Here is a 13,533-nt window from a genome sequence, read left to right on the forward strand (position 1 = left end):
GATCAGCTTATTGGTTTCATGCGGACCGTAGAAATCGCTGGTATCAATATGATTCACACCGCTCGCCACGGCATCACGCAATACCTGAATGGCGCGGGCTTCATCTTTTACCGGACCAAAAACACCCGGACCCGCCATCTATTGAAAGCATGCACCCGTCATTTGGACGGGTGTTTTGTTAACGTAAACGAACGGCTATCTCTTCTTTGTTGCGCTTCACAACACCTCCAACTGCTCAGCCAGCTGTCAGTGTATGGAAGAAGGTGAGCTGGCGCTGGTGACCCTTAAGTCGAGGCGGATCTATGTCGGGATGATACATACGGCGACTCTGGAGTATGAAAAGACGGCAAATATCGTGCTCATCCCGATGCTGAGCGGCTATCGAGATGGTGAGAAAATGAATTTATGTATCGAGCATAATTACAGTAAGTGGTATGCCGAACATGACATTACTCTTGATTCAGAGCCCAGGAGTGCAATGGAATTCAGAAGGGTGATTATGCTGAGTCAAATTGAGAGTCTTTCACTGTTTGATCCGGCCAGTGCGAGTGCGCTGGCAATGGAGCAGCATCCTGAGAAAATAGACTGAGCCAGTTTCCAGGCCAGGATACAAACCCTTTCACGGCATTTATGTTTTGATGAGTGGAGGAGAAAGTTTGGTCTGTGCAGATTTAAGGGATGGCGGCCATAGGGCCGCCCGATATTATTTTTTAGCTGATTTGGCTTTGCCGGATTTCTTCTGCGCGGCTGATTCAATTTCAACCGGAGGTACCTTGCCAAGGTCAGTCCCGGTAACCGGATTTACCCCAGGGTCAGAGGCCGTACGATTTGCCAGTTTTTCCAGATTCGCGTTCTGGGTTGCGGATAACGTGACACTAGCCGTGCCATCTCCGCCATCAACAGCCGATTCAGGCTGCGCTACATAGGTGAAGTTCTCGTCTGAATTCCAGCTGCCGCGGACATCGTTTCCTTCGGACATGTTGTAATAAACCGTCGCGTATTTCTCCACTGGAGGGAGTTTTCCTGGTGGGAAATTGTTGCTAATAGCGTACAGCGCTTTTTCAAAAGACATCTGATGTGCCACTTCACGCGTCATCGTTATGTCGGCTGCAATGGCGTCAATAATTTCCTTATCTGCGCAGTAAATATCAGATAGCTCATGAATAAATAAATACTCAAATGAACTTTTGTTTATCTCTGGCATGTTTCCCTATAAAGATTGAAAAATGTGATTCATCTTGCCTTTGCGGTGTTTAAGCCTGGCACAACTTTGCGGGTGGTGAATTAGCTAAAGGCTGTTAGCGTCCGGCGAGAAATTCTTTCTACTTTTTGGTAAATATTGACTTCAATGTAAGTGATTGAATTTTATTGATATTAAAATTAAAGTAAAAAACATGAAACTTTTATTCAGTAAAAAAGAATAGTCTGAAAGTGCCATTTAACTGGTTTGTGGCAGTTAAAGGAAAATCATTTTGTTAAAGTTAACACGCGGGTTGCCATATTATTGATGCCAGGGAAGAGTAACCAAAATTATTTTCTTGGTGGAGTGGTGAGATTTTTTATTGATGGCTGAATCAATGTCAGACCAGCTATAACGTTGCTGGTCTATTTTTTGATTTTTCTTTCAGGTTTAATTACTCAAAAATCATATAAAATATGCTAATGGGAGCTTGCTGCCTGAGTAAGATTATTAAAGATCATCCGGGGTTCTGCGTAGCAAGCTTTCCAGAACATTTCTAAAAATGTCTTTTTGCACATCACATTTTTCTGTTTCCAGAAGTTCAATGAGTTTAATTATAATGTCTTTATTGGTTACCAGGGCTTTGGATGACATGAGCTGTTGAGTAATGGTTCTCAACGCGATATGTTCATTTTCATATGGAGCGGGTATTTCTAACTGAGGAGAAGCGGGCTTAAAGTCTGTCTGGGGTAATATCATTCATTTCTCTAAAATAGTGTTGCAGTAATAAATATCTGAATTGTTTCGATGCAGCCATTTCAAGGTAGTTTAAAAACAAGTAATTTACAAGTTGTTAACTTTATTTATTTTTCAAGCGTACTTTTCTTACCCGACAATTTCCACTGAACATTTTGACGAAAACTCACGTTGATAGATTAATGAATGTGATGTATTTCAATTGTTACGTTTCTACATATCTGTTCATTCTTGTCTGTTTAAAATAATTCCTGACGTTTTTGAGCAGTGATTTCAGATGGTCTGTAATTATGTTGAATTGAGAGGAGGTGCCAACCAGAATATTATTGAATAAGATTATTTCTGGTTATCTGTTTAATTTTATTATTCTGTAGAATGAGTCAGGAAAAAATATTTTATTTTTAGCTGTTGTACAATTTGCACTATGGCAACTACATTTATTACTCACTTAACAAAAGAGAGTTGATGTTCCAGATGGCCGATATGATGCATGATCACGTGGTTCACTGTATTCCAGAGCGATTTTTAGCTAATTCAGTGCTGCTGATTTCTGTTAAACAGGAATTGTTGATCAAAAACCAAGTGGTAACCCGCGACAGTCTTAAAATGGCGCTCGTAAATAAAATGAAGCGTGAGCCTAATGTTATTCTTGCTGATCTCTACAAGCAAATAATTGGCTATTACAGCTGAAAATTTATTTAACTTTTCCTCCGAGGTAGCGTAAATCTTATTTCATTAAGAATTTATTTCTCATTGATTTATGTTATCACGTGCGCAAGGCTATTCTGAGCCTACCAAATTACCTGGTAAACTATTCCCCTGTTACATCAAACCTGACGTAAAGTGCTGCCAACGTGCGTGAAATATTTCACGCACGGTGGTCAACTGGTTAAGTCTGGGTTGTGATGGAAAATTGAGTAACCCTGTTCATGCCAGTATTCCAACTGTTCTTTCTGACGAGAGGTAATCAGTTTACCGGCCCATACAAATATATGGTGACCAGGGAAGAATTCGGGGCGAGGTAATTCCACGGGTTCAGCGAGTAAATCTATATGCCACCCCTGAGTGGAAAGGCGCCATGCTTCAAGCCACAAACGTGTACGGTCGGGATCATCCCAACTTATCAGAAGGGCAGGTTTTCCCTTTCGTTTACGGGATAAAATCAGCTGGTTTGCAACATATTCAATCAATGCTCCATCGAGCAGTCCACAAATGTTTCGCACCGTATTTTGTTCGAAGCCAAGCCGTTGACGAACGGGGATGTAGACGTGATCAATCAGAGTTGCAGCATCAAATTGCTGGCTGTATTCCACAATTTTGAAACGTAGATCATCCGGGCGCACACACCTTAAAATAGTGATCAACTCTTCCTGTTGTGTTATCCAACCTTTATCTACAGCACCCTGATTTGTATCAAGAATGGCCTTTACCTTACTTACCGATATCCCTGATTTTATCCAGCGTTGAATTTCTTCAATACGCTGAATATCTGCTTCATCAAACTGACGGTGCCCGCCTTCACTGCGCAGGGGTTTTAGCAATCCATATCTGCGTTGCCAGGCGCGCAAAGTCACTGGGTTAATTCCGCACTTGTCTGCCACATCACCGATACTGTAAGAAGCCATAAGTCCCCCTTAAACTGATGCCGTCCTTGTTAAATATTTCCAAAAACATTGTACAACTTAGTCGAGACTGTACAACATTAATTTAATCTTATTCCTATATGTACAAAAAACCAGATGGGGTGAGGAAGAAGAACATCAATCTTTGAGAGTGCTTTGCTACCACAGTGGAATCATGTTCATTCCTCATATTTTCAATGGTATAGGAGTTTTTTGAGTTTCCCGTAGTCGGAGAAAGTGCTCCGCCAGGACCAGTACCAGGCCAATGAAATCAAGTATTGGGAATTCAGTAGCGGCAGGAGGAAGTTAAGCTCACAACGTAATGGTGTACAGTTTTTAAAAATTCACAATCAAAATAACTAGTTGATATTTAATTTAATTATTTTTCGTGTGATATTGATTTTAAAAAATTGTACAACTTTTTCTGTACAAAATGAGCATGTGCATTTAACTTTAACCAAAACTTAACTACTTGCAGCACAAGAGAAGCTTATATGCAACAGGGCGCTTACAATCCTTCCATCAATTCATCCGTGGCAGACTTTATGTCTGCAGTGAGTGAGCCATCCGAGCAGGAGGTGATGGGTAAGGTGGTCAGGGATCTTCTTAATGATGGCCAGCGGTTGAGCCGGAGAACACTGTGCACCAGGCTGATAAGTCAACTAGACCGGGCTTCGTGTAAAAAAGAACAAGCTATCTATCAGACTCTGGTTGGTTATCTTTTTGTTCGCTAATGGATTAATAACGAATCAAATACTCAAATGATGACATCTGAACTTTTATGCATTGTCTGAGAGGAAGGGAAATAGATTCTAGCATGACGCAAAAAATGTAACTAGCTCGGCCCTGGGGAAATCTATATCTGATTATAAGTTGTTTACGCGGCCTAATATAAAAACGTCTGTATAACAGATGCCAGTCGGCACAGCATTTTGATGATAAACAAAATTTTAATTTCAACCGGAGTCCATTATGATTCAGACATTATCAGATAATTTACATCATCTGCCTTCAGGGACTCGGGATATAGTCAAGGTCATTGAGGCTGGTTTATTAGATCAGCATGGTTACATTGCAGAACAGGATGTGGTATTCGAATTACTGTCATGGATGGAAAAAAATGAACACAGCATCCTGCGTGAAATATATGCTCAGGCGTTAGAGTACGTAATCAGTAAGGATTATGTGCCTTCTCAGCAGGATGTTACAGTTCATACAGAATATAACCACAGCGCTGCAACTGATATTATCGTCCAGGAATAATCTATATTTCAGGCTTCATACAGCAATTTCTCGATTCATGTCTAAAATTAAAGAGTATCACCCAATACCATTCATGCCGCTACGGTGGTAATAAGGAGTCACTTCATGAACGAAGATCGTATCAGTGGAAACTGGAAGCAATTTAAGGGCAAAGTGAAAGAAAAGTGGGGGCAGTTGACCGACGATGATCTGGATGTGGTTGAGGGCAAGCGTGAACAACTGGCTGGCCGTATTCAGGAACGCTATGGTTATAATAAAGACCAGGCCGAGAAAGAGCTTAAAACCTGGGAAGATGATAATCGCTATAAGTGGTAATCTTCTCTGCGGCAGCCTGAACGGGCTGCCGTAAGCATTACCTGTTAACTCCCTCTGATTAAATCTGCAGTATTCTTGAAGCGGGTTCTTGTCTGCAACACTCTTATATTATCTGAATGACCATAAAGCCTCGGTATGCTTTAACTCTTCTCTTTAAATTATCCCCAGCATTATTTGAACCGATATACCTTAGTGCGTGCAATAACAAACGGGTAGTTTTTCGCTGAGAGACAATGACACTCCAGGCGAAAGGGCTTTGGTGATTAACTATCCGTTCCGGCAAGCTCTACTGGCCAGGCAATTGGCTGACGACTTCCTGGTTGGCTCAGGGTTCGTTGAGGCCATGCAAGAAAATTGGGCTTACTGTGCGGAAGACTGAGCTCATCCACGATGACAAGCGTCCCGGATGCGAGTTCATTGGCAATCAAATTCCGCTGGCCAAGTATCACCCCCGCACCTGCAACAGCGGCATGCAGTGCCAGTAAAGTGAGATTGAAGATAAAGGAGGGTTGCGGTTCCGGTTCTTCTATCTCTTTAGCCTGAAACCAGTCACGCCAGTTGGGTAGAAAACGCCGCTCATTCACCCATTCGAGATGAATCAGCGGCGCCTTGCTTAACAGTTTCCGCCCCTGATAACACGCAATCAGCTCCGGGCTAGGTACAGGTAGCACCTCATCGTGAAATAAAAACTTCTTTTCCAGTTGGGCGTAGCGTTCTTCACCAAAACAGATGACAAAATCGGCATGCATGGTGTTGAAATCAAACTGCGCGTGAGTGCCGTGTAACGCCAGGTCAACATCCGGGGTGCAGGCACGCCAGTTGTGTAGCTCGGGCAGTAGCCATTTGGTTGCCAGTGAAGGCAACGTGTAGAGCATTAATCGGGGTGCCGCAGCGGCATGGCGACTGTTTTGCTGACCCAGCAGTAAAATATCAAAAGCTTCAGTGACATAGCGTAGATACTCTTTTCCAGTTTCGGTCAGCATCACTCCGTTTGGAGTGCGGACAAAAAGAGCACTGCCTAAATAGCTGCGCGGAATAGTAGATCACTTAAAGGGAACTCAGCCCGGATTGTGCGATCTGATCAATCGCCAAATATTCCACCTCACCAACCGGACTGAACGATGCCGATCATAGTACCCATATCCCGTTTCGAACGACGCCTGATGCAGAAAACTATCCATAAAACGCGTGACAAGAACCATGCCCGCAGACTGACCGCCATGCTGAAGTTACACAGGGGAGACAGAGTCAGCGATGTCGCCAGAACACTCTGCTGTGCCCGTTCATCCATCGGTCGCTGGATTAACTGATTTACGCTGTCGGGTGTCGAAGGTCTGAAATTCTTACCCGCCGGGTGCGCCCGTCGCTGGCCATTTGAGCATATATGCACATTGTTACGTGAACTGATAAAGCGCTCTCCTGCTGATTTTGGCTATCAGCGTTCACGCTGGAGTACTGAGCTTCTGCCAATAAAGATCAATGAGATAACCGGGGCTGATTACATGCCGGTACCCCTATGTGAGAACCACTCCAGTGGCTGAGGATAATACTGTTTAAGCGTGTTGATTATCCGGTTCACAAAGCGTCGTTTATCTTCAACCAACTGACGACGTTGCTCAACCAGTTGCTGGAGCAACCGGATATCCGCATTGTCGGGTTCAATAGCTTTTACCTTCTGGTGTAACTCGGTAATCCAGACATCAAGCGCTTCTGCCGTATGTTCAATCACATCGAATACGCGTTCGCCGTTTTTAAACTGAACACAGACATCGTGTTTTTTATCAGCCCAGTCCAGACCAACGTGCGCAGCAAACTGATTAGTCACAGTCATCACCAACTCCTTTCATCGGGGATTGGTATGCATTCCACGCTCTTCGAAAGAAATATAGCCAGCAGTTTATCTGCATGCCCTGAGTATTCGTTAGCGAACGTGGAGCACCTACTTGGCTCGAAAGAAAAGCGGCGATCATCACGTGATCCTCGCTCAATATTCGTAACCAGTAAGCGCATACCCTGAATCACTTCAAAGTGTAATTCTCAGGGACCGAATGACTATCGTTCGCTCATAGCAGACCTGATGACCACCCACCCTGTCCGCTGCGTGCCAACAGCGGACGTTCCGTGGTTCTAGAAATGCTCTCATGTCGTGGCCAAATTTTGTCGGCCACTTCACATGATGTTTTAAAAGGAACTTGTCCGCAGGTTTGTATGACTCAGTTGGGTTATTCGTATATACATGATTTGACCGTTACCCCGTCAGCGTTGACTACATCTACAGGGTCTGTCTTGAGTAAGTAAATGGTGGTGCACGTCGATGTAGTAATTTTCCTACAGAATAATCCGACCTGCATTTGAGCCTGTCACTTTATGTCAGCTTATGGGTAATTTTTATGTCAATTTATTGGTATATATACCACGGTAATTAATTGATTCTTGACACATGCCTATGTCAACTTATGGGTAAAGCAACATTAAAATTATTGCAGGAGTTATCAAATGGATGCACTTGAACTGCTTCTTAACCGCCGCAGCGCCTCCCGTCTGGCAGAGCCAGCACCGGCCGGTGATGTTCTGGAAAATATTATCCGTGCAGGTATGCGCGCACCTGATCATGGAACCTTGCAACCATGGCGCTTCATTGTCATTGAAGGCGAAGGTCGTGAGCGTTTCAGTAAGGTCATGGAAGAAGCTGCAATTGCTGAAGAGCAAGACGAGAAGGGCATCGAGAAAGCACGCACCGCGCCGTTCCGTGCTCCGATGATTATCGCAGTTGTCGCACATTGTGATGACAACCACAAAGTTCCGGTCTGGGAACAGGTTGTCTCTGCGGGTTGTGCGGTAATGGCAATGCAAATGGCTGCTGTAGCGCAGGGTTTCAATGGGATCTGGCGTACTGGCATCTGGACTGAAAGCGAAGCCGTGCGCGACGCACTAAACTGCCGTGAGCAAGATGAAGTGGTCGGTTTCCTGTATCTGGGAACGCCACAACTCAAAGCCTCTACTACCGTTAGCGTGCCGGATATCACTGCGTTTGTGAGCAAATTCTAAGCAAACAAACAAAAGCTGTCTGGATTGTGACCAGGAATGGCGCAATTCAGACATGCAGTCTTACTACTGAACGATTTGAGCGCTACCATGTACACTCAATTTTTGTTTATACCCTAAATAATTCGAGTTGCGCGCGGCTGTAGTCAACGCACCAGCAGCTTGAAGTATGACGGGTAGTGACCAGGAGTCGTCCATGAGTGAGCCAACCGTTCGTTTGACGCAGTACAGCCACGGAGCTGGTTGCGGCTGCAAAATTTCTCCGAAAGTCCTGCAAACTATTCTGCATTCCGAGCAGGCTAAATTTGTCGACCCTAACTTGCTGGTTGGCAACGAAACCAGTGATGACGCTGCGGTTTACGATCTCGGCAACGGCACTTGTGTCATCAGCACCACCGACTTCTTTATGCCGATTGTCGACGATCCGTTCGACTTTGGGCGCATTGCCGCCACCAACGCGATTAGCGACATTTACGCGATGGGCGGCAAACCGATTATGGCTATCGCTATTCTCGGCTGGCCAATTAACACCCTCGCACCAGAAATTGCTCGCAAAGTGATTGAAGGCGGGCGTTTTGTTTGCCAACAGGCGGGTATTTCCCTGGCGGGCGGCCACTCCATTGATGCGCCAGAGCCTATCTTTGGCCTTGCTGTTACCGGCATCGTACCAACCGACCGCGTGAAGAAAAACAGCTCAGCCACCGCAGGCTGCAAACTGTTCCTCACCAAGCCACTCGGCATTGGCGTGTTGACCACTGCTGAGAAAAAATCCCTGCTAAAACCTGAGCATTATGGCCTCGCCGCAGAAGTGATGTGCCAGCTGAATAAGCCGGGTGCCGAATTTGCCGACATCGAAGGCGTTACCGCCATGACCGATGTCACCGGCTTTGGCCTGCTGGGTCACCTCAGCGAAATGTGCCAGGGTGCGGGCGTTCAGGCCGAAGTGTGGTTCGATAAAGTCCCTAAACTGCCGGATGTCGAAGATTACATCGCGCAGGGCTGTGTGCCTGGTGGTACTTCGCGCAACTTCGCAAGCTACGGCTCTCTGATGGGCGAGATGACCCAGGCACAGCGTGATTTATTGTGCGACCCGCAAACTTCCGGCGGCTTGCTGTTAGCTGTTGAGGCAGATGCTGAAGCGGCGGTTGCCACCGTTGCCGAAAGAAATGGCATCAAACTGACGGCTATTGGTGAGCTAAAAGAAGCTCGTGCAGGTCGCCCGATGATTGAGATTCGTTAATCGGATGCGTCTGTTCATTGCCGAAAAACCCAGCCTTGCTCGTGCTATTGCTGATGTGCTTCCTAAACCCCATCGCCGGGGTGATGGGTTCATTGAGTGTGGAAACGGGCAGGTCGTGACCTGGTGTATCGGTCACTTGCTGGAACAGGCTCAGCCAGATGCATACGATGCGCGTTACGCCCGCTGGAACCTTGCCGATTTGCCGATTGTGCCGGAGAAGTGGCGCTTGCAGCCGCGTCCTTCAGTCACCAAACAGCTTAACGCCATCAAAAAATTACTCGTCCAGGCTGACGAAGTGGTTCATGCAGGTGACCCCGATCGCGAAGGGCAGTTGCTGGTGGATGAAGTTCTCGACTACCTCGAACTGGCACCAGAAAAGCGTCAGCAGGTTCAACGCTGCCTGATTAACGATCTCAACCCGCAAGCCGTTGAGCGAGCCATTAGCCGCCTACGAGCGAACAGCGAATTTATACCTTTGTGTGTTTCCGCGCTTGCTCGTGCACGTGCCGACTGGCTTTACGGCATCAACATGACTCGTGCTTACACCATTCTTGGCCGTAATGCCGGTTATCAGGGCGTGCTTTCGGTCGGCCGTGTGCAAACGCCAGTGCTTGGGCTGGTGGTGCGTCGCGATGAAGAAATTGAGAATTTCATTGCGAAAGATTTCTTTGAAGTAAAAGCGCATATCGTCACGCCAAAAGATGAACGTTTTGTCGCAACATGGATCCCCAGCGAGTCTTGCGAACCGTATCAAGATGAAGAAGGGCGTTTGCTGCACCGCCCGCTGGCTGAACACGTGGTCAACCGTATCGGCGGGCAACCCGCCATCGTCACTGCGTATAATGATAAACGGGAATCAGAAGTCGCCCCGTTGCCATTTTCGCTCTCGAGTCTACAAATCGAGGCAGCAAAGCGTTTTGGGCTAAGTGCGCAGAACGTGCTGGATATCTGCCAGAAACTCTACGAAACGCACAAACTGATTACCTACCCGCGCTCGGATAGCCGCTACTTACCGGATGAACATTTTGCCGGGCGTCACGCAGTACTGAATGCGATTAGTGTGCATCAGCCCGATCTATTCCCGCAGCCTGCGCTGAATACCGATCTGCGTAACCGCTGTTGGGACGATAAAAAAGTTGATGCCCACCACGCGATTATCCCGACGGCGCGCAGCTCCAAAATTTCGCTTTCTGAAAATGAAGCTAAAGTTTACAACCTGGTCGCCCGACAATACTTAATGCAGTTCTGTGCCGATGCGGTGTTCCGCAAATGCACCATCGATCTCGACATTGCTGGCGGCAAGTTTAACGCCAAAGCCCGCTTCCTGGCTGAAGCCGGCTGGCGCACATTGCTTGGCAGCAAAGAGCGTGATGAAGAGAACGACGGTACGCCATTGCCGGTGGTCGCAAAAGGTGATGAGTTGCTGTGTGAAAAAGGCGAGGTGAATGAACGCCAGACCCAACCACCGCGCCACTTCACTGATGCGACACTGCTGTCAGCGATGACCGGGATTGCGCGTTTTGTGCAGGATAAAGATCTGAAAAAGATCCTTCGCGCCACAGACGGACTGGGCACTGAAGCGACCCGCGCCGGGATCATCGAGCTTTTGTTTAAGCGAACCTTCCTGGTGAAGAAAGGGCGCTATATACATTCATCGGATGCCGGACGTGCGTTAATTCACTCGCTCCCGGAACTGGCCGCAAGGCCGGATATGACGGCGCAATGGGAATCGACGCTGACGCAAATCAGTGAAAAGCAGTGCCGTTACCAGGATTTTATGCAGCCGTTGGTGCTAACGCTTTATGAGTTGATTCACCAGGCACGCGCCAAACCTGTACATCATGCTTTCAAAGGCGTTAAAGCGCCTGACGAGCAGAAAAAACCGCGCAAGCAATGGGCAAAAAAAGAGGGAAGTAATGATGCGACTAAAAAGCCTGCTCGCCGCCGCCGCGGTGCTGATGGTGAGCCTACCGGGGATGGCGCAGCGTCTTGATCCGCAGGTAGATATTTCAGTGCCGCCGGAAGTGTTCAGCTCCCAGGGGCAACGCGCAGCACCCTGTAACCAATGCTGTATCTACCAGGATCAAAACTATTCTGAAGGGGCGGTGGTGAAAGCGGATGGTGGCGTTTTGCTGCAATGCCAACGCGATGAAAAAACGCTTAGCACGAACCCTTTAGTATGGCGTCGCGTAAAGACATAAACGCCTCAAGTAATGGAATATCTGCCGGGGCAAGGTCGTAATCAAACGCCTCGGCAGGTAAACACCACGCCAGTTCACTGTGGCAAAGCGCTTTCATTTCACCGTGAAATTGCGCCACATGCCAGGCATGAAGATGAATAATTCGGCCCGACACTTCACGCTGATGGCTCGCCACGTAATCGCCTACTGTTGCATAAATCGCTAACTCTTCAGCCAGCTCCCTCACCAGTGCTTCCGGCTGCGATTCTGTCCCATCGACTTTGCCACCAGGAAACTCCCATAAACCTGCCTGATCGCCACTTTCCGGGCGACGCGCGAGCAAAATTTTGCCGTTCTGCTCGATAATTGCGGCAACAACATCAATGGTTTTCATCATACCAATCCATTCTTTATGCGTGGGCGTGGCATAATACGCGCCACCCACGCTTATCTAAAGATCTTCCAGAATGATGACAAAAAAGAGTTCGCCCTGGATTGCGCCGTTAACGTCACTTCCCGCAAGTTTACGGCCCATCACTTCCATGCAAGAAAAACACTTTGGCGCGGTGCTTAACCCCACGCGTTGGTGGGGGCGGTTGCCATATCTGTTCTGGCTGGTGGCGTTGTTCGTGGGTTTCCTTGAAAGACGACGTGCGAAAATTGACCCGGTGGTGCGCTCGCTGGTGATGACGCGTGTTTCCCAACAATGTTGCTGCGATTTTTGTATCGACGCCAATAGTCTGCGACTTGCTGAACGCAGCGGTTCGATGGATAAAGTGCTGGCGGTGGCGAACTGGCGTGAAGAGACACTGTTCTCAGCTAAAGAACAAGCGGCCCTGGCTTATGCGGAGGCGATGACGGCGACGCCACCGCAAATCAGTGATGCGCTGAAAGATGAGCTGAAAACCCATTTTGACGACAAAGCGATAACCGAATTGACCGCGCTGATTGCCTTTCAGAACCTTTCCGCACGCTTTAACGCCGCGCTGGACATTCCGGCACAAGGGTTATGTGTGAGCGAACCGGGGAAAAAACCGAATGTTTGATAGCTACCTTCACCCGCGCATTAAACCGCTCCTCGAGCGAGTGGCTGTCGCACTGGATAAACCCTCCATTTCGCCTGACGGAATCACCCTGGTGGGTTTCGCCGTGGGTGTGCTTGCATTACCGTTTCTCGCATTGCAATGGTATGGCGCAGCGCTGGTGGCTATTGTCCTGAACCGCCTGTTTGATGGTTTAGATGGTGCACTGGCACGGCGGCGCGGGCTGACAGACGCGGGTGGTTTTCTCGATATCTCGCTGGATTTTCTGTTTTACGCGCTGGTGCCGTTTGGTTTTATCCTTGCCGACCCCATGCAAAACGCGCTGGCGGGCGGATGGTTGTTGTTTGCGTTTATCGGCACCGGCAGTAGTTTCCTGGCTTTTGCGGCGGTGGCGCAAAAGCATCAGCTTGATAACCCAGGCTATGCGCACAAATCGTTTTACTATCTCGGTGGATTGACCGAGGGCACAGAGACAATTGCGTTATTTGTGTTGAGCTGCCTGTTTCCACAGTGGTTTGTCTGGTTCGCATGGGTGTTTGGGGCGCTGTGCTGGATGACGACGTTCACGCGGGTGTGGAGTGGGTATGAGACGTTGAGGAAAGTTTCCTGCCGATCCGGAGAAGATTCAGTTCACTAAACGTTCAGTGTCCCCTGTGCTTACCGAAACGGTGAACGTATCAAGGGTGCTACCGCTGTACTGAAGTGCAGCACCCTTGATAATCCCGGCTCCCGGCGATTAAATCGCTGCTTCGCAGTAAACCTCCATTTTTCCTTTCAGTCCCATGGTCGGTTGTGACTCGCTCCTGGCGATCACAACCTCTTGCCGTTCCCGACGGCTCGACCCGGCCTTACAGTCAAAACGGAGGCGATTTATGCCGGACTCAAAGGT

General features: G+C 47.8%; 13 protein-coding genes and 5 pseudogenes. 11 read left to right on the forward strand and 7 right to left on the reverse strand.

Annotation, left to right across the window (positions count from 1 at the left end; translation table 11 throughout):
* Positions 1-138 (reverse strand): annotated as a pseudogene (locus M977_RS25300) (aldo/keto reductase); the annotation flags it as partial.
* A gap of 109 nt (positions 139-247) precedes the next feature.
* Between M977_RS25300 and M977_RS19295 the strand changes: the two are divergent.
* Positions 248-589 (forward strand): annotated as a pseudogene (locus tag M977_RS19295) (hypothetical protein); the annotation flags it as partial.
* Between the two features lie 114 nt (positions 590-703).
* Here M977_RS19295 and M977_RS19300 read toward each other — a convergent pair.
* On the reverse strand, positions 704-1,204 hold the full coding sequence (locus M977_RS19300; protein WP_064518152.1) for a manganese catalase family protein: 501 nt from the start codon (positions 1,202-1,204) through the stop codon (positions 704-706).
* A 486-nt stretch (positions 1,205-1,690) separates the two neighbouring features.
* A complete protein-coding gene (locus M977_RS19305; protein WP_064518154.1) occupies positions 1,691-1,939 on the reverse strand; it encodes a biofilm development regulator YmgB/AriR family protein in 249 nt (82 codons plus the stop codon).
* Positions 1,940-2,401: 462 nt separating this feature from the next.
* On the opposite strand from M977_RS19305, the gene M977_RS19310 reads away from it, so the two are divergent.
* Positions 2,402-2,626, forward strand: a complete 225-nt coding sequence (locus tag M977_RS19310) for a hypothetical protein (protein ID WP_064518156.1) — start codon at positions 2,402-2,404, stop codon at positions 2,624-2,626.
* 191 nt (positions 2,627-2,817) lie between these two features.
* Here M977_RS19310 and M977_RS19315 read toward each other — a convergent pair whose 3' ends face one another.
* On the reverse strand, positions 2,818-3,561 hold the full coding sequence (locus M977_RS19315) for a MerR family transcriptional regulator (RefSeq protein WP_064518159.1): 744 nt from the start codon (positions 3,559-3,561) through the stop codon (positions 2,818-2,820).
* A gap of 969 nt (positions 3,562-4,530) precedes the next feature.
* Between M977_RS19315 and M977_RS19325 the strand changes: the two genes are divergently transcribed.
* Both M977_RS19325 and M977_RS19330 read left to right on the forward strand, forming a co-directional pair.
* Positions 4,531-4,821 (forward strand): hypothetical protein, encoded by a 291-nt coding sequence (locus M977_RS19325; RefSeq protein ID WP_064518163.1) that lies wholly within the window; start codon positions 4,531-4,533, stop codon positions 4,819-4,821.
* Between the two features lie 105 nt (positions 4,822-4,926).
* Entirely contained in the window at positions 4,927-5,136 is a 210-nt protein-coding gene (locus M977_RS19330) for a CsbD family protein (RefSeq protein WP_064518165.1), read from the forward strand.
* Between the two features lie 263 nt (positions 5,137-5,399).
* On the opposite strand, the pseudogene M977_RS19335 reads toward M977_RS19330, so the two are convergent.
* Positions 5,400-6,158: pseudogene (locus M977_RS19335) on the reverse strand (LysR substrate-binding domain-containing protein); the annotation flags it as partial.
* Between the two features lie 99 nt (positions 6,159-6,257).
* Between M977_RS19335 and M977_RS24575 the strand changes: the two are divergent.
* Positions 6,258-6,629 (forward strand): annotated as a pseudogene (locus tag M977_RS24575) (helix-turn-helix domain-containing protein); the annotation flags it as partial.
* Between the two features lie 14 nt (positions 6,630-6,643).
* On the opposite strand, the pseudogene M977_RS24580 reads toward M977_RS24575, so the two are convergent.
* Positions 6,644-6,967, reverse strand: a pseudogene (locus tag M977_RS24580) (IS110 family transposase); the annotation flags it as partial.
* Between the two features lie 665 nt (positions 6,968-7,632).
* On the opposite strand from M977_RS24580, the gene M977_RS19345 reads away from it, so the two are divergent.
* From M977_RS19345 to M977_RS19360, 4 genes are all read left to right on the forward strand, one after another.
* Positions 7,633-8,184 (forward strand): NAD(P)H nitroreductase, encoded by a 552-nt coding sequence (locus M977_RS19345; protein WP_064518167.1) that lies wholly within the window; start codon positions 7,633-7,635, stop codon positions 8,182-8,184.
* 193 nt (positions 8,185-8,377) lie between these two features.
* A complete protein-coding gene (selD, locus tag M977_RS19350) occupies positions 8,378-9,421 on the forward strand; it encodes a selenide, water dikinase SelD (protein WP_064518169.1) in 1,044 nt (347 codons plus the stop codon).
* Between the two features lie 4 nt (positions 9,422-9,425).
* Positions 9,426-11,414, forward strand: coding sequence for a DNA topoisomerase III (locus M977_RS19355; RefSeq protein ID WP_064518171.1), 1,989 nt, complete (start codon positions 9,426-9,428; stop codon positions 11,412-11,414).
* Positions 11,380-11,622: a YnjH family protein gene (locus M977_RS19360; RefSeq protein ID WP_243839587.1), complete on the forward strand. Its 243-nt coding sequence runs from the start codon at positions 11,380-11,382 to the stop codon at positions 11,620-11,622. The genes M977_RS19355 and M977_RS19360 overlap by 35 nt, the downstream gene beginning before the upstream one ends.
* On the opposite strand, the gene M977_RS19365 is transcribed toward M977_RS19360, so the two are convergent.
* Positions 11,582-11,998, reverse strand: a complete 417-nt coding sequence (locus M977_RS19365) for a pyrimidine (deoxy)nucleoside triphosphate diphosphatase (protein WP_064518277.1) — start codon at positions 11,996-11,998, stop codon at positions 11,582-11,584. The genes M977_RS19360 and M977_RS19365 overlap by 41 nt on opposite strands.
* A 70-nt stretch (positions 11,999-12,068) precedes the next feature.
* Here M977_RS19365 and M977_RS19370 point away from each other — a divergent pair, with 70 nt between their 5' ends.
* Both M977_RS19370 and M977_RS19375 read left to right on the forward strand, forming a co-directional pair.
* Positions 12,069-12,647 carry a carboxymuconolactone decarboxylase family protein gene (locus tag M977_RS19370; protein WP_064518175.1) on the forward strand — a complete coding sequence of 193 codons (579 nt, stop codon included), beginning with the start codon at positions 12,069-12,071 and terminating at the stop codon, positions 12,645-12,647.
* Entirely contained in the window at positions 12,640-13,281 is a 642-nt protein-coding gene (locus tag M977_RS19375) for a CDP-alcohol phosphatidyltransferase family protein (RefSeq protein ID WP_064518177.1), read from the forward strand. Before M977_RS19370 ends, M977_RS19375 begins: the two co-directional genes overlap by 8 nt.
* Positions 13,282-13,533 lie beyond the last annotated feature (252 nt).

Origin of the sequence: Buttiauxella gaviniae ATCC 51604, from assembly GCF_001654835.1 — a bacterium.
Classification (GTDB): Bacteria; Pseudomonadota; Gammaproteobacteria; order Enterobacterales; family Enterobacteriaceae; genus Buttiauxella; species Buttiauxella gaviniae.